This is a genomic window from Variovorax soli NBRC 106424 (genome assembly GCF_001591385.1).
In the GTDB taxonomy this organism is placed as follows: domain Bacteria; phylum Pseudomonadota; class Gammaproteobacteria; order Burkholderiales; family Burkholderiaceae_C; genus Variovorax; species Variovorax soli.
Map to the genome: position 1 here is coordinate 1 of NZ_BCUU01000025.1, position 19,256 is coordinate 19,256.

Consider the following 19,256-nt stretch of genomic DNA (forward strand, 5'->3'; position numbering starts at 1 on the left):
CGGTTCGTTGCATTCGCTTGTTTTACCAAGCAGAAAGATCTGTATTTACCGATCTCCCCTGCAACCAGTTCACGTTGCCGTGTACTGCCGAGCCCATGATTCTATGCCAGATTTTCCGGCCAGGGAAAGTACCTATGAAAAAATTTTTCCCCTCCCCGGCCAGTGCGCCTGCGGTGCGCCCTGCGCCGCTCCAAGCGCACACAGGCGCCTCCGGATAATCCCTGCATGGCTTTACTTACTCTATTGGATGCCCAACTGGCTTATGGCCATGTCCCGCTGCTCGACCATGCGGAGTTCTCCCTCCAGTCGAGCGAGCGCGTCGGGCTCATCGGGCGCAACGGCGCAGGCAAGTCGTCCCTGCTCAAGATACTAGGGGGGCTGGAGACGCCTGACGACGGAACGCTGCAGCTGCAACAGGATCTGCGGGTCGCCTACGTGGCGCAGGAGCCGCGCCTGGATCCTCAAGCCACCGTCTTCACCGCAGTGAGCGAGGGCCTGGCGCATGTGATCGCCGCGCGCGATATGTATCTGAATGCCCCGGAGGGCGCCGACCTGAACGCACTCCAGTCCGAGATCGAGGCCTATGACGCCTGGAACTGGGAGCAGCGCGTCGAAGAAGCGCTGGACCGCCTCCACCTGGACGCCAATGCCCTCGTCGGCGCCCTGTCGGGCGGGACGAAGAAGCGCGTGGCGCTGGCCCAGGCCCTGGTCACCGCGCCCGACGTCCTGCTGCTCGACGAGCCGACCAACCACCTGGACCTGGACTCCATCGAGTGGCTGGAGCAGCTGCTGATCGACTTCAAGGGCAGCGTGGTCACCATCACCCACGACCGCGCCTTTCTGGACCGCGTCGCCACCCGTATCGTCGAACTGGACCGCGGCCAGCTGCGCTCTTACCCCGGCAACTTTGCCCAGTACCAAATACAGAAGGAAGAGCAGCTGGCCCAGGAAGAAGTCATCAACGCCAAGGCCGACAAGCTGCTGGCCCAGGAAGAAGTGTGGATTCGCAAGGGCGTCGAAGCGCGCCGCACCCGCAGCCAGAGCCGGATCGTGCGGCTCGAGGCGCTGCGCCAGCGCCGCGCCAGCCGGCGGGAAGCCCTGGGCAGCGTGAACATGGACGTGGCCACCGGCCTGCCCAGCGGCAAGATCGTCGCCGAGTTGACCGAGGCCACCAAGGCATTCGGCGACAAGGTGGTGGTGCGCAAGTTCAGCGCCACCATCCTGCGCGGCGACAAGGTGGGCCTGATCGGCCCGAACGGCGCCGGAAAGACAACCTTGCTCAAGCTCATCCTGGGCGAACTCGAACCCGATTCCGGCAAGGTGCGGCGCGGCGCCAATCTCCAGGCGGCCTATTTCGACCAGATGCGCGATGCACTGAACCTCGACGCCACGCTGGAAGACTTCATCAGCCCCGGCAGCGAATGGATCGAGATCGGCAAGCAGCGCAAGCATGTGAAGAGCTACCTGTCCGACTTTCTCTTTTCGCCCGCGCGCGCTGCCTCGCCCGTGCGTTCGCTCAGCGGCGGCGAGCGCAACCGACTGCTGCTGGCCCGGCTGTTTGCGCGGCCGGCCAACGTGCTCGTGCTGGACGAGCCGACCAATGACCTGGACATCGACACGCTGGAACTGCTGGAAGACCTCCTGCAGAACTACGACGGCACGGTCTTCCTCGTGAGCCACGACCGCACCTTCCTGGACAACGTGGTGACCAGCACCATCGCCTTCGAGGGAGATGGCCGCTGGCGGGAGTACGAAGGCGGCGTCCAGGACTGGCTGACCCAATCGCAGCGCGCGCGGGAGCTGGCTGCCCAGCGTTCGCCGGCCCCGAAACCCGCCGCGAGCGCGCCGCCTCCGCCTGCAGCAGCGCCCGCTGCCGATCGAACGGCCGTGCGCAAGAAGCTCAGCTACAAGGAACAGCGCGAACTCGAAGGGCTGCCCGACCTCATCGCCCGGCTGGAAGATGAACAGAAGCAGATCGCCGAGGCCCTCGCCCAGGACGGCGGCGCCATCTATATGAACGAGGCCGCCCGCGCTGCGGAACTGGGCGAGCGGCATGCCCAGATCGATGACGAATTGATGGCTGCGCTCGAGCGCTGGGAGGAATTGGGCCGCAGCGCTGCGCGCTAGGGCGCACCCGGAGGCAGCCAGGGTAGGCTGATGCGATGATGGCCGCCATGCTGTCGCCCGCACCCGCTCCCACTCTGCGCCGCTGGCACCGCGGCCTCCTGGCCACCCTGGCAGGCATCGCGCTGTTTGCCGGCGGCTGCGCGGAACTGCCGGCACAAGTGGAGCGCCCCGCCTCCAAGGCCTGGGCCGCCCCCGAGAGCACCTCGCTGGGCAGCCTGACCCAGGGCCTGCGGCAGAACGCGGGCAGCGGCAACGCCTCGGGCTTCCTGTTGCTGAGCGGTCCGCAGGACGCCTATGCAGCCCGCCTGGCGCTGATCGCGTCCGCCCAGAAGACGCTGGACCTTCAGTACTACGCCATCCATGCGGATGCCAGCGCCGGCAAGTTGCTTCGGGCCATCCGTGCCGCGGCCGGCCGCGGCGTGCGCGTGCGCATCCTGCTCGACGACTTCCACAGCACCGGTCGCAACGCCGTGGTCATGCGGCTGGCCTTCGAGCCGAACATCGAAATGCGGATGTTCAACCCGCTGGCCGGCTCCCGCGCATCCTTCCTCGGCCGCATGGTCAACGCGCTCGACGACGCCAAGACCTTGCAGCAGCGCATGCACAACAAGCTGTTCATCGCCGACAACGCCATGGGCGTCACTGGCGGACGCAACCTGGGCGATGCCTATTTCGGCGCCGGAACCGACGCCAACTTCGTGGACCTGGACGTGCTGGCCGCCGGCGCGATCGTGAAAGACCTGTCCCGCAGCTTCGACGACTACTGGAACAACGAGCGCGCCTACCCGGTGCAATCGCTCGTGACCCGGGAGGAGCTCGACAAGATCCGCGAGCAGGCGCGGCGCGCCCGCGCCGAGGAGGAAGAGGCGGCCAAGGCCAGGCCGGCACCGCCGGACGACGTGCCGATGGACCTGCGCAAGGCGCAATTCGTGTGGGCCCCCGCCGTGGTGCTGGTGGACAAGCCCGGGAAGATTCCGCTGAATGCGAACGGCAAGCGCACCGGCACCGCCGAACCTGCGCAGCCGGGTCTTGTCGTGCGCGGCGGCAACCCCGCCGCCCGCCAGCCCGCCGCTGCGCCCCCTGACGACAACGTGGTCGACGGCCTCCTCAGCCTGTTCGACCGGGCGCGCTCGGAGCTGAACATCGTCTCGCCCTATTTCGTGCCGGGCCAGGACATGAAGCAAGCGCTGGCCGCCGCCACGTCGCGGGGCGTCAAGGTGCGCGTGCTGACCAACTCCCTGTCTTCCAACGACGCGGTGGCCGCGCACGCCGGCTACGCGCGGCACCGCGAGGAACTGCTGGGCATGGGCGTGGAGCTCTACGAGATGCGCAGCGACCCGGCGGCAGCGGGCACGGGGCTCGACAGTTCGGGCATGCTGGGCAGTTCGGGCAGCGGCTCGTCGGCAGGCGCATCCAAGGCCATGCTGCACTCCAAGCTCCTGACGATCGACGGGCGGCTCATCGTCATCGGCTCCATGAACCTGGACCTGCGCTCGCAACTGCAGAACACCGAGATCGCCCTGCTGATTCGAAGCGAGGAGCTTTCAGGAATTGCCAACCGGCAGATCTCGGAAGGCTTGCGCAAAGGCGCATGGCGGGTCGACCGCACGGACGGCGGCCTGATCTGGCGAGCCCCCGAGGGCAGCGGCCTGAGCGACACGACGACCGAACCGCAGACCACCCTTGGCCAGCGACTGATGATCCGAGTGATCGGCCCGCTGGCGCCGGACCGCTTGCTTTGAGCGCCTAACGCGCCAGCAACTCACCCCGCACGCGGGCGAAGGTCTTCCAGAATGCCGCGTCCTGCCCGGTGGCGAAGTTCACCCGCATCAAGGTGCTGGGCGGACGGCGCGCATGAAAGAGCGACCCCGGCGCTATGAGAAAGCCCTCGTCCAGCATGCGCTGGGTCATGGCGTCGGTGTCCACGCCCGTCTCGACCCAGCCGAACAATCCCGCGGGCTCCGACGCAAAGCTGCAGCCCGCCGCCAGCGCCAGCTTGACCGTGCGGCCGCGCGCCGCGTCGAGCCGCGCGCGGATGCGCTCGCAATGGCGGCGCAGTTGCCCCTGGTCGATGCACCAGGCCAGCGCCCGCTCGAAAAGGGCCGGGGTGGTCAGCGTGGCCATCAGCTTGGTTTCCAGCAGACGGCCAAAGAGCTGCGGCGGCGCCGCCATGTAGCCGATGCGCCAGTTCGGCGCCAGGATCTTGGCGAACCCGCTCACGTAGATGGTGCGCTGCAAGCCGTCGAGCGCGCACAGCCGCGTCGCGTGGTCGGGCGCCAGGTGGCTGTAGGTGTCGTCTTCGACGATGTGGAAGTCGTGCTGGCTGGCCAACTGCAGCAAGCGGTGCGCGCTGCCCGGCGCGAGGCTGTAGCCGGTGGGGTTGTGCAGCACGCTCACGCTCACGAAGAGCTTGGGCCGATGGCCCTCGCCCGCTTCGCAATAACGCGCCATCACCTCCAGGTCCGGCCCGTCCGCACGGCGCGGCACCGGCAGGATGCGCATGCCCAGCGACTCCAGCCGCGCGAACTCGATGGCCCAGCCCGGCTCCTCCACCATCACCGGGTCGCCGGCACGCAGCAAGGTGCGGCTGACGATGTCCAGCGCGTGGGTGGCGCCCACGGTGGTGATGATCTGGTCGGGCGAGGCCGGCACGTTGATGCCCATGAGCTTTTGCGACAGGCTCTGGCGCAGCGCCAGGTCGCCGGCGGGGTCGCCGTACTGCAGCGACAACTCCTGCAGCATCGGGCCGCTGGTCACGCGGCGCACGGCCGCCGGCATGAAGGTCGACTCCATCCAATCCGGCGGGAACACGCCCATGCCCGGCTGCGGCTTGTCGCTTTGCCGGTGGAACATTCCGCGGATGAGGGAGCTGGCATCGGCGGCGACGGGGGACGCACCGGCTGATTCGGGCGCGGACGACGCCTGGGCCGGCGCCACGTCGCGCACGAAAAAGCCGCGCTGGCGCCGCGCCTCGATCAGGCCCTGGGCCAGCAGCTGGTCGTACGCGGCCACCACGGTGTGCGGGCTCACGCCCTGCTGCTTGGCGCATTCGCGCACCGACGGCAGGCGCGCGCCGGGCGCCAGAAGACGCGTACGGATACGCTCCGCAAAGCGCGCGGAAAGCTGATCTGTGAGAGAAAGGCCGGAGGTGCGGGTCAGCATGGCGCCATCTGTGTCTAGCCGTGCACCGATACAGATCCGATTGTTGTACTCGTATCTGTACTGGTACTGTAATGGTCCTCAAGTTTAAAGTGTGTGCAATGAACTGGCAAGAATTCACCGCGCTGCTGGTACTCGCCACGGCGATGAGCTTCTCGCCCGGCCCGAACACCACCCTGTCGACCACGCTGGCTGCCAACGGAGGACTTCCGCGCGCCATGCGTTTCATCTTCGCGGTGCCCGTGGGCTGGTCGCTCCTGCTGTGCCTGTGCGCCGCGGGCGTGGGCGCACTGATCCTCGCGGCCCCGGCGCTGCGCATGACAGTTCAGGTGCTGGGCATCGGCTACCTGCTGTACCTGGCGTGGAAGCTGGCCGGCAGCGCCTCCTTCGCATCGGCCAAGGACGCGCCCCTGCAGGTGGGCTTCTGGCAAGGCGTCGGCCTTCAATTCCTCAACATCAAGGCCTGGCTGCTCGCGCTGACCATCGTGGCCGGATGGATCGCGGGCCAGGCCGATGCGCTGCATCGCTTTGCCATCGTGGCGCCGGTGATGCTGGTCTTTGCCTTCACCAGCAACTTCGTCTATGCGCTGGCGGGTGCGCTGCTGCGCAACTGGCTGGCCCAGGGCCGTCGCCTGCTGTGGTTCAACCGGGTGATGGCCGCGGTGCTGGTGCTCACCGCCTACTGGATGGCCCGCGCATGAACGGCGCAGCCTCCACCCCGCGCCGGGCGCTGGGCATCCAGGAAGAAACGCTGGGCATGTGGCTGGGCGTGCTGGGCGTCGCCATCTTTGCGCTCACCCTGCCCATGACCCGCCTGGCCACCGGCACGCAAGCGGCGCCGCAGCTCTCGCCGTGGTTCGTGACCCTGGGGCGCGCCGCACTGGCCGGCGTGCTCTCGCTGGTCTTCCTGCTGGCAACCCGCTCGCCGCTGCCCAAGGCCGGGCACTGGAAGCCGCTTTGGATGGCGGTGCTGGGCAATGCGCTGGGTTATCCGCTGTTGCTGGCCTACGCGTTGCGCGTGGTGAGCGCCAGCCATGCCGCGGTCGTGACCGCATTGCTGCCGCTGGGCACGGCCGCGGTGGCTGCCTGGGTGCTGCACCAACGGGCGCGCCTCGGATTCTGGCTGTGCGCGGTGGCGGGCAGCCTGCTGGTGGTGGTGTTCTCGCTTCTTCGCGCACACCAGAGCGGCGCGGCCGGCGGCTTCTTCGAATGGGCCGACCTCCTGCTGGTGGCGGCCGTGCTGGCCGCCTCCCTGGGCTATGTCTACGGCGCGCAGATCACGCCGGAGCTGGGCGCCGAACGTGTCATCTGCTGGGTGTGCGTGCTGGCGCTGCCCTTCACCCTGCCGGGCGCCATCTGGCTGTGGCCGCAGCAGGAAGTGGCGGCGTCCGCATGGGTGGGCTTTGCCTACGTCGGCATCTTCTCCATGTGGGTCGGCTTCTTCGCCTGGTACCGGGGCCTGGCCCTGGGCGGCGCGCTGCGCGTGAGCCAGACACAACTGCTGCAACCCTTTGTCTCGATCCTGGCGGCCGTGCCGCTGCTGGGCGAATCCATCGATACGCTCACCATCGGCTTCGCGTGCGCCGTGGTGGCCACCGTGGTGGCCGGCAAGAAGCTGTCGCAGGCTCGCCCTGCCCCCTCATCCCCGAACGCAACATCCAAGGAAAAGCCATGAACTGGAAACTCGCCGCGCGCGCCGAAAAGATGAACCCCTCGGTGCTGCGCGAAATCCTCAAGGTCACCGAGCGCCCCGGCATCATCAGCCTGGCCGGCGGCCTGCCCTCGCCCAAGACCTTCCCGGTGCAGGCCTTCGCCGATGCCTGCGCCGAAGTGCTGCACAAGGACGGCAACGCCGCCCTCCAGTACGCGGCCAGCGAAGGCTACGCCCCGCTGCGCGAGGCCGTGGCGCAGATGCTGCCCTGGGACGTCGACCCGGCGCAGGTGCTCATCACCACCGGCTCGCAGCAGGGCCTGGACCTGATCGCCAAGGTGCTGCTCGATCCGGGCAGCCGCGTGCTGGTCGAAACGCCCACCTACCTGGGCGCGCTGCAGGCCTTCTCGCCCATGGAACCCGTGCCGGTGGGCGTGGCCAGCGACGCGGAGGGCGTGCTGGCCGACGACCTCGAAGCCAAGGCCAGGGACGCCCGCTTCGTCTACCTGCTGCCCAATTTCCAGAACCCCACCGGCCGCACCATGACCGAGGCGCGCCGCGCCGCCGTGAGCGCCGCTGCCCAGCGGGCCGGCCTGCCGATCGTGGAAGACAACCCCTACGGCGAACTCTGGTTCGACGAAGCGCCCGCGCTGCCGCTGACGGCGCGCAACCCGGAAGGCTGCATCTACCTGGGCTCCTTCTCGAAGGTGCTGGCGCCTGGCCTGCGCCTGGGCTTCCTGGTGGCGCCCAAGTCCATCTTCCCCAAGCTGCTGCAGGCCAAGCAGGCCGCCGACCTGCACAGCCCGATCTTCAACCAGCGCATGGTGTACGAGGTGATGAAGGACGGCTTCCTCGACCGCCACGTGCCCACCATCCGCGCGCTCTACAAGCGCCAGCGCGACGCCATGCTGGCCGCCCTGCGCCGCGAGATGAAGGGCCTGGACGTGCAGTTCAACAGCCCCGCCGGCGGCATGTTCCTGTGGCTGCGCATGCCCGAAGGCATCGACACGGTGAGCCTGCTGCCCAAGGCGGTGGAGCGCGGCGTGGCCTTCGTGCCGGGCGCCCCCTTCTACGCCGGCGCGGGCGACTCGCGCACCATGCGTCTTTCCTTTGTGACGGCGAGCGAACAGGAGATCGCCACCGCCATCGCCGCGCTGGCCGAGACCGTGCGCGAGGCCCTGGCGCACCACATGGCCGCCAAGACGCAACAATCGCTGGCTTCCATGGCCACGCCATGACCCCTCCAACCGAACACGACAGGACATTCAAACCATGCTGAAGATCTGGGGCCGCATCAGTTCGATCAATGTGCGCAAGGTGGTCTGGTGCGCGCAGGAGCTGGGCCTGAGCTTCCAGCGCACCGAGGCCGGCGGCAAGTTCGGCGTGGTGCAGACCGACGAATACCGGGCGCTCAATCCCAACGCCCTGGTTCCCGCCATCGAGGATGGCGAAGGCGCGCAGAAGATGCTGCTGTGGGAGTCGAACGTGATCGTGCGCTACCTGTGCGCGAAGTATTCGTCCGGCAACCTCTATCCGACCGAGCTCGTCCAGCGCTTCGACGCCGAGCGCTGGATGGACTGGCAGCAGACCACGCTGAACCGCGTCAGCGGCCCGGCCTTCCTGCAGCTCGTGCGCACGCCGGCGGACAAGCGCGATGCGGCGGTGATCGCGAATTCGATCACCGCCACCGAGCCGCTGTTCGCGCTGCTCGATGCGCACCTGGCCAAGAACGAATACATGCTGGGCGAGCGCTTTTCCATGGCCGACATCCCGCTGGGCTGCGAGGCCCACCGCTGGTTCGGCTTGCCGGCCACCGACTACACGCGGCCGTCCTGGCCGAATGTGGAGCGCTGGTTCGGCCAGCTGCGCACGCGCTCGGGCGCGCTCGGCGTGCTCGACCTCACGCTGGAGTAGCCGCCATGGCCCGCGCGCGCGCCTTCAAGCAACTCGACGTCTTCACCGACACCCCCTTCTTCGGCAACCCGCTGGCCGTGGTGCTGGACGGCACGGACCTGTCCGACGAGGACATGCAGCGCTTCGCGCGCTGGACGAACCTGTCGGAAACCACCTTCGTGCTGCCGCCCACCGATGCCGGCGCCGACTACCGGGTGCGCATCTTCACGCCCGGCGGCGAGCTCGGCTTTGCCGGCCACCCCACGCTGGGCACCTGCCACGCGTGGCTGGCGGCCGGCAACGAAGCGCGCCGCAAGGACCTGGTCGTGCAGCAATGCAATGTCGGCCTGGTGCGCATCCGGCGCGATGCGGCTCAAGCCGGCAGCCTCGCCTTCGAGGCGCCGCCGCTGCGCCGCAGCTCGCCCAGCCCCACCGTGCTGGCCAAGGTGGCCGCGGCGCTGGGCCTGAAGGCCCACCAGGTGCTGGCCGCGCAGATGCTGGACAACGGCACCGTCTGGCTCGGCCTGCTGCTGCAGGACGCAGACACGGTGCTGACCCTGTCGCCCGACCACCGCGCGCTCAAGGACATCGGCCTGAAGATCGGCGTGGCCGGCCTGCCCACGGCCACCACCGAAGACGCCCCCGCGCTGATCGGCCGCTCGAACCGGGAGGCCCGCGCCTTCGCGGGTTCGAGCCGCAAGGCCGAACTGCCGCCGTCATGCACGGCCGACCTGGAAGTGCGCGCCTTCGCAGCCGCCACCGGCATCGACGAAGACCCGGTCACCGGCAGCCTCAACGCCAGCCTGGCGCAGTGGCTCATCGCCGATGACCGCATGCCGCTTCGCTACGAGGCCGCGCAGGGGCAATGCCTGGGGCGCGACGGCCGCGTGCGCATCGAGCGCGACGACAGTGGCCAGGTCTGGGTCGGCGGGCAGTCGGTCATCTGCATCGACGGCAGCGCCACGCTGTAGCCGCCATGCGCTTCACGCCCGACGAGATGGCCGGCGCCCAGCGCACAATCTACGCCGCGATGCCGCCCACGCCGCAGTACGCCTGGCCCCTGCTGGGCCAGCGGCTCGGCTGCCGCCTGTGGACCAAGCACGAAAACCACACGCCGGCCGGCGCCTTCAAGATGCGCGGCGGCCTGGTCTACTTGGCGGCGCTGCGGCGCGAGCAGCCGCAGGTGCAGCGGGTGATCAGCGCCACGCGCGGCAACCACGGCCAGTCGATCGGCATTGCCGCGGCGCGCCATGGCCTGCAGGCCACCATCGTGGTGCCGCATGGCAATTCGGTCGAGAAGAATGCGGCCATGCGCGCGCTCGGCGTCCAGCTCATCGAGCATGGCGAAGACTTCCAGGCGGCCGCGGAGCACGCGCGCCAGCTGGCCGCGGGCGAAGGCATGCACATGATCGCCTCCTTCGCGCGCGACCTGGTGCTGGGCGTGAGCACCTACTGGATCGAGTTCTTCGAGCATCTCAAGCAGGCGGGCGAGGTGCCCGACGTGGTCTACGTGCCCATCGGCATGGGCTCCGGCTTTGCCGCCGCGGCCGCGGCGCGCGCCCACTGCGGCGTCGGCACGCGGCTGGTGGGCGTGGTGTCGGCCCACGCGACTGCGTACCTCGATTCCTGGCGTGCCGGCCGCGTGGTGCAGTCGCCGGCCAACACCTGGCTGGCCGACGGCATGGCCTGCCGGTCTCCCGATGCCGAAGCCCTGGCCATCGTGCAGCGCGAGGCCGAGGACGTGATCGCCGTCACCGACGCCGAAGTGGCATGGGCCATGCGCGCGCTGTACACCGACACGCACAACCTGGCCGAGGGGGCAGGCGCGGCCGCGCTGGCCGGCGCCTGGCAGCAACGCGAGCGATGGAAGGGCCGCGCCGTGGGCATCACCGTGAGCGGCGGCAACGTCGATGCCCCGGTGTTCGCCAAGGTTCTGCAGGGCAGCTGATTCTCGACAGGCCGGCGCGCTGCCAGAATCGCCGGCATGCCAAAACCCGCTCCACCCCGCGCAGAGGTCGATCACCTGGTGGTCGCGGGCCGAACGCTCGACGAATGCGTGCAATGGTGCGAAGCCACGCTGGGCTTGCTGCCGGGGCCGGGGGGCGCCCATCCGCTGATGGGGACGCACAACCGGCTGGTCCCGTGCTCGGCTAACGGCTTCGAGCGCAGCTACCTGGAGCTGATCGCCATCGAGCGCGGCAAGCAGCCCACGCGTTCGAAGAAGCAGCGCCGCTGGTTCGACCTGGACGACGAAGCGCTGCAGGCCACCTTGCAGCGCAAGGGGCCGCGACTCATCCATTTCGTGGCCCGCGTGCCCGATGCCCACCGGGCGGTCCACGCACTCGCGGCAGGCTCGCCGGCCATCGACCGCGGCGCGGTCATCGAAGCCTCTCGCGACACGCCGGCGGGCCGGCTCGAATGGCAGATCACGGTGCGCGACGACGGCCAGCGGCTGATGTACGGCGTGCTCCCCACGCTCATCCAGTGGGGCCCGGTGCATCCCACCGACAGCATGCCGGCGGCCGGGCTCGAACTGGTTTCGCTCACGGCGTCCCATCCGCGGGCCGATCTGCTGCGCGAAGCGTATGCGCGCATCGGACTGGCCGGCGTGGACGTCCTGCAAGGCGCGCCCGACCTGGTGGCCAGCCTGCGCACGCCCCGCGGCCTGGTCACGCTCGAATCCGAAGGGTACTGACGCCTTCGCGACGGTCGCACGCGAGACCGATTCCGCCCCGGCGCTTTGCCAGAATTCCGGCCATGGGAACCCTCTATCTCGTGCGCCACGGCCAGGCCTCCTTCGGTGCCGACGACTACGACCAGCTGAGCGAGCTGGGCCAGCGCCAGAGCCAGCGCCTGGGCGAATACTGGCGCGAGCGCGGCATGGAGTTCGACGCCGTCATCACCGGCACCCTCAAGCGCCACCGCCAGACATGGGAAGGCATCGCCCAGGGCCTGGGGCTCACGCGGGACGACGTGCTGCCCTGGCCCGGACTGAATGAATACGACAGCGAAGCGGTGATCGCCGCCATCCATCCGGACAAGCTCGCCAAGCCCGACACGCCCGAGATGTATCGCCACCACTTCCGCCTGCTGCGCGACGGACTCGGCGCCTGGATGCAGGGCAAGACGGCGCCCACCGGCATGCCGAGCTATCTCGACTTCCTGGCCGGTGTCACCTCGGCGCTGGACCATGTGCGCGACCGGCACCACGGCGCGCGCGTGCTGGTGGTGTCCAGCGGCGGGCCGATCAGCACCGCCGTCGGCCATGTGCTGGGCACGAGCCCCGAGACGACCATCGAGCTGAACCTGCGCATCCGCAACACGGCCGTGACCGAGTTCGCCTTCACGCCCAAGCGGCACATGCTGGTGACCTACAACACGCTGCCGCACCTGGACGGCCCGGCCTGGAAGGATTGGGTGACCTACGCCTGAGGCTTGGCGCCGGCCGGGCTGGTGGAGTCGAGCAGCCAGCGCAGGTAGTCGGGCGCGCCGCCGCTGACGGGCAGCTGCAGCACTTCGGGCAGTTCGTAGCTGTGCCGCTCGCGGATGAAGGCCTCGACCTCGGCAAAGCGCGCGCTGCGCGTCTTGACGAGGAGCACCCATTCGGGCTCGCGCTTGAGCTCGCCCTCCCAGCGATAGAAGCTGCGCACATGCATCACCTGCACGCAGGCGGCCAGCCCTGCTTCGACCAAGGCAGCCGCCAGCGACTCGGCTTCGTTCTCGGTGCCGAGCGCGGTGGTCACCACGCAAGGGTGGTCGGCAGGGGCCGCCGTCATCTCAGCCTGACTTCTTCTTGGCGATCAGGCCCCAGACGAACAGCAGCACGATGGCGCCCACCACCGAGGCGATGAAGCCCGCGCCCTGCCCCGCCGTGTACCAGCCCATCGCCTGGCCAAGATACGTGGCAGCCAATGCGCCCAGGATGCCTACGACGGTGGTCATGATGATCCCCATCGAGTCATCGCCCGGCTTGATCGCACGGGCGATGAGCCCTGCAACGAAGCCAATCAGGATGGTCCAGACAATGCCCATGACTGCAGCCCTTCTAGATGACGCCGGCCGCGGCGCAGCCGGTCGAGGCCATCATAGCGGCGGGGATGGATCGGTCCAGCGCGGCGAATCGACCAGGGTGGACAGCGGCAGGCGCGACACCTCCGCCAGCAGCAGCGCCAGTTGCTGCGCCGACGCATCCACCAGCGCCCGCCCCTGCTGCGCAGTCGCGGCCGCGGCATTGCCGGCCGCACCCTCGGCGTTGTAGTCCTGCATGGCCCAGCCCAGCTTGGCGCTGCGCCCGTTGCCCAGCAGCGGATACGCCTGCGCCCGCTGCTGCGAGGTGGAGTCGAAATTCTTGGCCGCGCCCATGTTCACCAGCTGGGGGGCCACGGCCAGCATCATGGCCGTTTCCGATTCGCCGGCATGCACGTCGAAGCGGCCGGGCGCATGTTCGCCCAGCGGCAGGTTGAACCAGCTCACGCTGTAGACGATGAGGTCGTGCGCTTCGCGCAGCTCGCGCGCCACGACGTCCATGGCGCCGGTGTGGCCGCCGTGCGCGTTGAACAGCACCAGCTTGCGCACCCCGGCGCGGGCCACGCCGGCGCCGATTTCCTTCCACATGCGGATCAGCGTTTCGGCCGACAGGGTGAGCGTGCCGGCAAAGCGCGCGTGCTCCGGGCTGAGGCCGATGTGCTGGGTGGGCAGGAAAATCGCCGGCAGCTCGGCCGGCAAGAGCGGCAGCGCCGCCTGGACGATGCCGTCGACCAGCAGGCTGTCCACCCCCAGGGGCAGGTGCGGCCCGTGCTGCTCAGTGGCGCCCAGCGGGAGCACGGCCACGGTCGTCGCCGGGTCGAGGGCGGCAAAGTCGCGGGTGCCGAGTTCGGCCCAGAAGCGGCGCAAAGCAGTCATCCCCGCATCTTAGTTCTCGTTCCTATCGTTGCTTGCTCAGCAACACCAGGGCGATGCCGCCCAGGATGGCGATTCCCGCCAGCCCCAGCCGCAGGGTCGGCGTCTCCGCGATGAGCAGCACCCCGCCGAGGGCGGCGATGAGCGGCACCGACAGCTGCACCGTGGCGGCGCGCAAAGCGCCCAGCCCCGGCAGTGCCGCATACCAGATCACGTAGCCCAGCCCCGAGGTGACGGCACCGGAAACAACGGCCAGCCAGGCACCCCGGGCATCGGCATGCGCATTCAGAGCCAGCACCAGGCTCAGCATCAGCGCCAGGGGCGCGGCACGCATGAAGTTTCCGGCGGTGGCGGCCAGGGGGTCGGCCACGCCGCGGCCGCGCAGCGAATAGATGCCCCAGGCCACGCCGGCTGCGGCCATCAGCGCAGCCCCCAACGGGGCGGGTGCGTTCACGCCGGGGGCCACCAGCCCCACCAAGCCGCCCACCGCCAGCACGAAGCCGACCCAGCCCCACCCGCCGAAGGACTCGCCGGCGCGCCACCCCACGCTCAGCATCGTGATCTGAACCGCGCCGAACAGCACCAAGGCGCCGGTGCCGGCCGGCAGGCTCAGGTAGGCAAAGGAGAAGCAGGCCACGTAGGCGAAGAGCATGGCCGCCGCCAGCCAGTCGCTGCGCGCCGGCGCACCCGCCGGCGCCCGCCGCAGCCGAAGCACCAGCGCCAGCGTGAGGGCGCCCGACACCAGGCGCAGGCTGCCGAAGCTCGCCGGATCGATGCTGCCCTGGGCCAGGGCGAGCCGGCACAGGATCGAATTGGCGGCAAAGGCCAGCATGGCCGCCATCGTCAAGGCGATGGTGCGAAGCGCGGGCATGGCCCGCTTTATAGGCTGCTTCAGCTCATTTGGCGGGACTCAGGCGCCAGACGGCGTTGCCCACGTCGTCCGCCACCAGCAGGGCGCCGGACTTGTCCAGCGCCACGCCCACCGGCCGGCCGCGGGCCTCGCCGCCTTCGGTGAGAAAGCCGGTGAGCACATCCATGGGCTGGCCGGAAGGACGGCCACCAGTGAACGGCACGAACACCACCTTGTAGCCCGAATGCGGACGCCGGTTCCACGAGCCGTGCTCGCCGATGAATGCGCCGGATGCGAAGCCCGGCGGCATGCCCCGCGCGTCCGAAAACACCAGGCCCAGCGCCGCCACATGGGCGCCCAGCGCGTAGTCCGGCACCACCGCCTTGGACACCATGTCCGGCCGCGGCGGCTTCACCCGCTCGTCCACATGCGCGCCGTAGTAGCTCCAGGGCCAGCCGTAGAAAGCGCCGTCCCGCACCGCAGTGAGGAAGTCGGGCACCAGGTCGCTGCCGATCTCGTCGCGCTCGTTCACCACGGTCCAGAGGGTGCCGCTGGTGGGCTCCCACCCCATGCCGTTGGGATTGCGCAGGCCGGTGGCGTACAGGCGCTTGCTGCCCGTGCGGGGGTCCACCTCCCAGATGGCGGCGCGGCCCTCTTCCGCAGGCAGCCCGCGCTCACCGACGTTGCTGTTGGAGCCCACCGTCACATACAGCCGGCGGCCGTCCGGGCTGGCGATCACGTTCTTGGTCCAGTGGTGGTTCACGCCCGCGGGCAACTCTGTCACTTGCACCGGGGCGCCTGCCGCCTCGGTCTGGCCAGCGCGATAGGGCACCTTGACCAGCGCGTCCGCATTGGCGATGAACAGCTCGTTGCCCACCAGCGCCATGCCGAAGGGCGACTGCAGGCCGGACAGAAAAACCGTGCGAATGTCGGCCACCCCGTCGCCATCGGCATCGCGCAGCAGGGTGATGCGGTTGGCACTGGGGACGTCGGCACCGGCACGCTTCATCACCATCCCCTGCACCTTGCCCCGGATCCGGCGGTACAGCGACTCATCTTCCTTCGGCTTGGGCGGCCGGTTGCTCTCCGCCACCAGCACGTCGCCGTTGGGCAGCGTGTACAGCCAGCGCGGATGCTCGAGCCCGCGCGCCAGTGCCGCCACCTTGAAGGGCGCGGCAGGCGTGGGCGCCGCGGTATCGCCCCAACCGGTGGCGGTGGCGATGTTCATGGTGGGCAGCAGGGTCTTGTTCGGGGCAGGCAATTGGGGACTGGGCCCCACACCCGCTTCGACCGGCAGCTTGGCCGTCTCGCCGCAGCCGGCCAAGGCCAGGGCGAGCAGGGCCGGGCCGGCGAGTCGCAAGGTGCCGGGAGAGGGCAGTGACATGGACAGTGACATGGCAGGCTCCTTCATGCTGACCCCATCTTGTGCGGCCGGCGCCCGCGCAACTGTCGGCAAGGGGCCTCTTGGCGCGTCGGCGCAGCCAAACAAAGAGGCCGCTACCATCGGGCGCATGACCCAGGATCTGTTCCGTTCCGACGCCTATCTGCGCGAATGCGAGGCCAAGGTGCTGCGCATCGAAGAAGGCGGCATTGTGCTGGACCGCACCGTGTTCTATCCGCAAGGCGGCGGCCAGGCGGGCGACAGCGGCAGCCTGGGCGGACCGAACGGCCTTGCCATTGCCATTGCCGATTCCCGCAAAGCCAAGGACGAACGGGGCAAGCCCACCGCCGACATCCTGCATGTGCCGGCGCCGGACCAGGAAGCAGCGCTGGCCGCCCTGCGGCCCGGCGATACCGTCGTGGCCCGCATCGACTGGGAACGCCGCCACAAGCTGATGCGCTTCCATACCGCCACGCACCTGCTGTGCCACCTGGTGCCGCAGCCGGTGGACGGCTGCTCCATCACGCCGGAATACGCCCGCCTGGACTTCCACATGACCGATCCGCTGGACAAGGACGCGCTCACCGCCGGCTTGGCCCGGCTGGTGGCCGAGGCCCATGCACTCGAAGTCGGCGCCATCAGCGACGCTGAACTCGATGCCAACCCGGCCCTGGTCAAGAGCATGAGCGTGCAGCCGCCGCGCGGCAGCGGCCAGGTGCGCACCATCCGCATCGGCGGCGCGGACGATGGGGCCCGCATCGACTACCAGCCCTGCGGCGGCACCCATGTGGCCAACACCCGCGAGATCGGCGCGGTGGTGGTGAGCAAGATCGAGAAGAAAAGCGCCCACACCCGCCGCGTCGTGCTCGGGTGGGCGGCCTGAAGGCCATGGAACTTCGGCCTTCGTGCGAGCTCCGACCGCTGCCATGCTGATTTCGACATTGCGCAAGGGATTTGCGCTCTCCCTGTTCCTGGCCGCCAGCGCGGCCGCCCTGCCGCCACTGGCCCATGCGCAGCTGCCGGCCCAGGCCCAGGCCCAGACGGTGGTCAGCACCCCGCGCGTGCGGGCGGAACTCATGGCCTATGCGCCCGACGGCGTGGCGCCCGGCGCGCAGATCTGGGTCGGCCTGCAACTGCAGCATCAGCCCGAGTGGCACACCTACTGGAAGAACGCCGGCGACTCCGGGCTCCCGACCGAGCTGAACTGGACGCTGCCGGCCGGCGTGAGCGCCGGCGACATCGCCTGGCCCGCCCCGCACAAGATTCCGGTGGGCACGCTGGCCAACTTCGGCTACGAGAACACGGTTCTGCTGCCGGTGCCGCTGACCGTCTCGCCCGAATTCAAGGCACCGGCCTCGCTCACCGGCACCAGCAACCTGGACGTGCGGCTGAAGGCCACGTGGCTGGTGTGCAAGCAGGAGTGCATTCCCGAAGAAGGCAACTTCACGCTCAAGCTGCCGGTGCAAGGCACCACCGCCCTGAACCGCCCGGCCTTCGAGGCCGCCTTCGACGCCCAGCCGGCCGAACTGGCGCAGCCGGCACAAGCCGAAGTGGAGGGCCAGCAGCTCAAGCTGCGCGTCGACGGCCTGCCGGCCTCGGCGCAAGGGCGCACGCTGGAGTTCTTCCCGGAAACCGGCGAAGTGGTGCACAACGCCGCGGTGTCCGGCCGCGACTGGAAACAGGCCTGGCAGGGCAGTACCTGGACCGCCACCTATCCCCTGGCCGAGCAGCGCAGCGCCAGTCCCGGCGCCCTGCCGGTCGTGCTGACGCTGGCCGAGCCAAAAGCAGGCGACAAGCCCTGGGCCTGGCGCGCCCAGGCGACGATTTCCGGGACCTGGCCCGCCAATGCCGTGCCGGCGGCGCGCGCCGAGGTATCGCCCGCGCTGCAGGCCGCGCTGGCTGAAAACGCCGCAACCCCGGCGCCCTCGACCACGCCGTTCGCGGCCACCAGCCTCGCGGTGGCGCTGATCGGCGCCCTTCTGGGCGGCCTGCTGCTGAACCTGATGCCCTGCGTGTTTCCGGTGCTGGCCATCAAGGTGCTGGGCTTCGCACGGCAGAGTGGCGACCACGGCGGGCACCGCCGTGCCGCCCTGGCCTACACCGCGGGCGTGATGCTCTCGCTGCTGGTCCTCGCGGGCGCCATGCTGGCCCTGCGCGCGGCTGGCGCCCAGTTGGGCTGGGGCTTCCAGTTGCAGTCGCCGGCGGTGGTGGCCGGGCTTGCGGCCCTGTTCACGCTGATCGGGCTGAACCTCGCTGGCGTGTTCGAGTTCGGCCGCATGGCGCCGGCCTCGGTGTGCGGCATGCAGTCACGCCGGCCGCTGGTCAACGACTTCCTGTCAGGCGTGCTGGCGGTGGTCATCGCCTCGCCCTGCACTGCGCCCTTCATGGGGGCCTCGCTCGGCTTTGCCATCACCCTGCCGGCGCCCCAGGCGATGCTGCTTTTCGCGGCACTGGGCTTCGGGCTGGCGCTGCCCTACCTGCTGGCTGGCTTCATCCCGGCGGTGGCGCGCCTGCTGCCGCGGCCCGGCCCCTGGATGCGTACGCTCCAGCGCCTGCTGGCCTTCCCGATGTTCGGCACCGTGGCGTGGCTGGTGTGGGTGCTGGGCCAGCAAAGCGGCATCGACGGCGCGGGCGCGCTGCTGGCGCTGCTGGTGAGCCTGGCGGCGCTGGTCTGGGCGCTCAGCTTGCGTGGCCGGGCGCGCCTGGTCATCGCTTCGGTGTTCCTGGTCTTCACGTTGGTGCTGGCGGGCGGCCTGGGGCCGAACATCGTCCAGGGGACGCCGGCGGTGGCCGCCGCATCCAACGCGCAGGACCGCTGGCAGCCCTGGTCCAGCCAGCGCGTGGCGGAACTGAAGGCCGAGGGCCGTCCGGTTTTCGTCGACTTCACCGCCGCCTGGTGCGTGACCTGCCAGTACAACAAGAAGACCACCCTGGCCGATGCCGAGGTGCTGGCGCAGTTCCAGGCCAAGAACGTGGCCCTGCTGCGCGCCGACTGGACCCGGCGCGACCAGGCCATCACCGCGGCGCTCACGGCATTGGGCCGCAGCGGCGTGCCGGTCTACGTGCTGCACGCGCCGGGCAAGCCGCCGGTGGTGCTGAGCGAGATCCTGCGCAAGGACGAACTGGGCGCCGCCCTGTCGGGTCTATAAAGAGGGCTGGCCCACGCGTCCGGGCCTTGACCATGGGCGCTTACTGGTTGTAGCAGGAGCTTCAAAAAACCAGTCTAAGCTCTGGCCGCAGTTGAAATTTTCGAGGAGTCAAATCGACGATGTCGAAGCTTTCCACCTCCGCCGACC

Annotated in this window: 18 protein-coding genes; 12 read left to right on the forward strand and 6 right to left on the reverse strand. The window is 69.5% G+C overall.

What is annotated here, in order from left to right; translation table 11 throughout:
* The first annotated feature begins 225 nt into the window (after positions 1 to 225).
* A complete protein-coding gene (locus VSO01S_RS09910; protein ID WP_068641868.1) occupies positions 226 to 2,127 on the forward strand; it encodes an ATP-binding cassette domain-containing protein in 1,902 nt (633 codons plus the stop codon).
* A gap of 35 nt (positions 2,128 to 2,162) precedes the next feature.
* Positions 2,163 to 3,869, forward strand: coding sequence for a phospholipase D family protein (locus tag VSO01S_RS09915; RefSeq protein WP_068641870.1), 1,707 nt, complete (start codon positions 2,163 to 2,165; stop codon positions 3,867 to 3,869).
* Positions 3,870 to 3,873: 4 nt separating this feature from the next.
* On the opposite strand, the gene VSO01S_RS09920 is transcribed toward VSO01S_RS09915, so the two are convergent.
* On the reverse strand, positions 3,874 to 5,289 hold the full coding sequence (locus VSO01S_RS09920) for an aminotransferase-like domain-containing protein (protein ID WP_068641871.1): 1,416 nt from the start codon (positions 5,287 to 5,289) through the stop codon (positions 3,874 to 3,876).
* 98 nt (positions 5,290 to 5,387) lie between these two features.
* Between VSO01S_RS09920 and VSO01S_RS09925 the strand changes: the two genes are divergently transcribed.
* The 8 genes from VSO01S_RS09925 (at position 5,388) to VSO01S_RS09960 (ending at position 12,262) form a co-directional block, all read left to right on the forward strand.
* A complete protein-coding gene (locus VSO01S_RS09925; RefSeq protein WP_068641872.1) occupies positions 5,388 to 5,987 on the forward strand; it encodes a LysE family translocator in 600 nt (199 codons plus the stop codon).
* Positions 5,984 to 6,961: a DMT family transporter gene (locus VSO01S_RS09930; RefSeq protein WP_068641874.1), complete on the forward strand. Its 978-nt coding sequence runs from the start codon at positions 5,984 to 5,986 to the stop codon at positions 6,959 to 6,961. Before VSO01S_RS09925 ends, VSO01S_RS09930 begins: the two co-directional genes overlap by 4 nt.
* Positions 6,958 to 8,175: an aminotransferase-like domain-containing protein gene (locus tag VSO01S_RS09935; protein WP_068641876.1), complete on the forward strand. Its 1,218-nt coding sequence runs from the start codon at positions 6,958 to 6,960 to the stop codon at positions 8,173 to 8,175. Before VSO01S_RS09930 ends, VSO01S_RS09935 begins: the two co-directional genes overlap by 4 nt.
* Before the next feature lie 34 nt (positions 8,176 to 8,209).
* Positions 8,210 to 8,851: a glutathione S-transferase family protein gene (locus VSO01S_RS09940; RefSeq protein ID WP_068641878.1), complete on the forward strand. Its 642-nt coding sequence runs from the start codon at positions 8,210 to 8,212 to the stop codon at positions 8,849 to 8,851.
* A gap of 5 nt (positions 8,852 to 8,856) precedes the next feature.
* On the forward strand, positions 8,857 to 9,801 hold the full coding sequence (locus tag VSO01S_RS09945; RefSeq protein ID WP_068641879.1) for a PhzF family phenazine biosynthesis protein: 945 nt from the start codon (positions 8,857 to 8,859) through the stop codon (positions 9,799 to 9,801).
* 5 nt (positions 9,802 to 9,806) lie between these two features.
* Entirely contained in the window at positions 9,807 to 10,778 is a 972-nt protein-coding gene (locus tag VSO01S_RS09950) for a threonine dehydratase (RefSeq protein ID WP_068641881.1), read from the forward strand.
* A gap of 36 nt (positions 10,779 to 10,814) precedes the next feature.
* Positions 10,815 to 11,525, forward strand: coding sequence for a VOC family protein (locus VSO01S_RS09955; RefSeq protein WP_068641883.1), 711 nt, complete (start codon positions 10,815 to 10,817; stop codon positions 11,523 to 11,525).
* Positions 11,526 to 11,587: 62 nt separating this feature from the next.
* Positions 11,588 to 12,262 carry a histidine phosphatase family protein gene (locus tag VSO01S_RS09960; RefSeq protein ID WP_068641885.1) on the forward strand — a complete coding sequence of 225 codons (675 nt, stop codon included), beginning with the start codon at positions 11,588 to 11,590 and terminating at the stop codon, positions 12,260 to 12,262.
* Here the strand turns inward: VSO01S_RS09960 and cutA are convergent.
* From cutA to VSO01S_RS09985, 5 genes are read right to left on the reverse strand one after another with little or no spacing between them, the layout of a single operon-like run.
* On the reverse strand, positions 12,253 to 12,606 hold the full coding sequence (gene cutA, locus VSO01S_RS09965) for a divalent-cation tolerance protein CutA (RefSeq protein WP_068641887.1): 354 nt from the start codon (positions 12,604 to 12,606) through the stop codon (positions 12,253 to 12,255). The two genes, VSO01S_RS09960 and cutA, sit on opposite strands and share 10 nt — an antisense overlap.
* A 1-nt stretch (position 12,607) precedes the next feature.
* Entirely contained in the window at positions 12,608 to 12,862 is a 255-nt protein-coding gene (locus VSO01S_RS09970) for a GlsB/YeaQ/YmgE family stress response membrane protein (protein WP_068641889.1), read from the reverse strand.
* 51 nt (positions 12,863 to 12,913) lie between these two features.
* Positions 12,914 to 13,732, reverse strand: a complete 819-nt coding sequence (locus VSO01S_RS09975; RefSeq protein WP_068641891.1) for a creatininase family protein — start codon at positions 13,730 to 13,732, stop codon at positions 12,914 to 12,916.
* A 22-nt stretch (positions 13,733 to 13,754) separates the two neighbouring features.
* The gene (locus VSO01S_RS09980; protein ID WP_068641893.1) at positions 13,755 to 14,600 is read right to left on the reverse strand and encodes a DMT family transporter; all 846 of its coding nucleotides are present in this window, start codon (positions 14,598 to 14,600) and stop codon (positions 13,755 to 13,757) included.
* Between the two features lie 25 nt (positions 14,601 to 14,625).
* Complete coding sequence (locus VSO01S_RS09985; protein ID WP_245684171.1) at positions 14,626 to 15,963, reverse strand: PQQ-dependent sugar dehydrogenase; 1,338 nt, start codon at positions 15,961 to 15,963, stop codon at positions 14,626 to 14,628.
* Between the two features lie 127 nt (positions 15,964 to 16,090).
* Here VSO01S_RS09985 and VSO01S_RS09990 point away from each other — a divergent pair, with 127 nt between their 5' ends.
* Positions 16,091 to 16,843, forward strand: a complete 753-nt coding sequence (locus VSO01S_RS09990) for an alanyl-tRNA editing protein (RefSeq protein WP_068641897.1) — start codon at positions 16,091 to 16,093, stop codon at positions 16,841 to 16,843.
* A 43-nt stretch (positions 16,844 to 16,886) separates the two neighbouring features.
* Entirely contained in the window at positions 16,887 to 19,109 is a 2,223-nt protein-coding gene (locus VSO01S_RS09995; RefSeq protein WP_068641899.1) for a protein-disulfide reductase DsbD family protein, read from the forward strand.
* The last annotated feature ends 147 nt before the right edge of the window (positions 19,110 to 19,256 follow it).

Bases quoted from the DNA above. Each gene is read 5' to 3' on its own strand.
- VSO01S_RS09910 (WP_068641868.1), top strand. From the start codon at position 226: ATGGCTTTACTTACTCTATTGGATGCCCAACTGGCTTATGGCCATGTC.
- VSO01S_RS09915 (WP_068641870.1), top strand. From the start codon at position 2,163: ATGATGGCCGCCATGCTGTCGCCCGCACCCGCTCCCACTCTGCGCCGC.
- VSO01S_RS09920 (WP_068641871.1), bottom strand. From the start codon at position 5,289: ATGCTGACCCGCACCTCCGGCCTTTCTCTCACAGATCAGCTTTCCGCG.
- VSO01S_RS09925 (WP_068641872.1), top strand. From the start codon at position 5,388: ATGAACTGGCAAGAATTCACCGCGCTGCTGGTACTCGCCACGGCGATG.
- VSO01S_RS09930 (WP_068641874.1), top strand. From the start codon at position 5,984: ATGAACGGCGCAGCCTCCACCCCGCGCCGGGCGCTGGGCATCCAGGAA.
- VSO01S_RS09935 (WP_068641876.1), top strand. From the start codon at position 6,958: ATGAACTGGAAACTCGCCGCGCGCGCCGAAAAGATGAACCCCTCGGTG.
- VSO01S_RS09940 (WP_068641878.1), top strand. From the start codon at position 8,210: ATGCTGAAGATCTGGGGCCGCATCAGTTCGATCAATGTGCGCAAGGTG.
- VSO01S_RS09945 (WP_068641879.1), top strand. From the start codon at position 8,857: ATGGCCCGCGCGCGCGCCTTCAAGCAACTCGACGTCTTCACCGACACC.
- VSO01S_RS09950 (WP_068641881.1), top strand. From the start codon at position 9,807: ATGCGCTTCACGCCCGACGAGATGGCCGGCGCCCAGCGCACAATCTAC.
- VSO01S_RS09955 (WP_068641883.1), top strand. From the start codon at position 10,815: ATGCCAAAACCCGCTCCACCCCGCGCAGAGGTCGATCACCTGGTGGTC.
- VSO01S_RS09960 (WP_068641885.1), top strand. From the start codon at position 11,588: ATGGGAACCCTCTATCTCGTGCGCCACGGCCAGGCCTCCTTCGGTGCC.
- cutA (WP_068641887.1), bottom strand. From the start codon at position 12,606: ATGACGGCGGCCCCTGCCGACCACCCTTGCGTGGTGACCACCGCGCTC.
- VSO01S_RS09970 (WP_068641889.1), bottom strand. From the start codon at position 12,862: ATGGGCATTGTCTGGACCATCCTGATTGGCTTCGTTGCAGGGCTCATC.
- VSO01S_RS09975 (WP_068641891.1), bottom strand. From the start codon at position 13,732: ATGACTGCTTTGCGCCGCTTCTGGGCCGAACTCGGCACCCGCGACTTT.
- VSO01S_RS09980 (WP_068641893.1), bottom strand. From the start codon at position 14,600: ATGCCCGCGCTTCGCACCATCGCCTTGACGATGGCGGCCATGCTGGCC.
- VSO01S_RS09985 (WP_245684171.1), bottom strand. From the start codon at position 15,963: ATGTCACTGCCCTCTCCCGGCACCTTGCGACTCGCCGGCCCGGCCCTG.
- VSO01S_RS09990 (WP_068641897.1), top strand. From the start codon at position 16,091: ATGACCCAGGATCTGTTCCGTTCCGACGCCTATCTGCGCGAATGCGAG.
- VSO01S_RS09995 (WP_068641899.1), top strand. From the start codon at position 16,887: ATGCTGATTTCGACATTGCGCAAGGGATTTGCGCTCTCCCTGTTCCTG.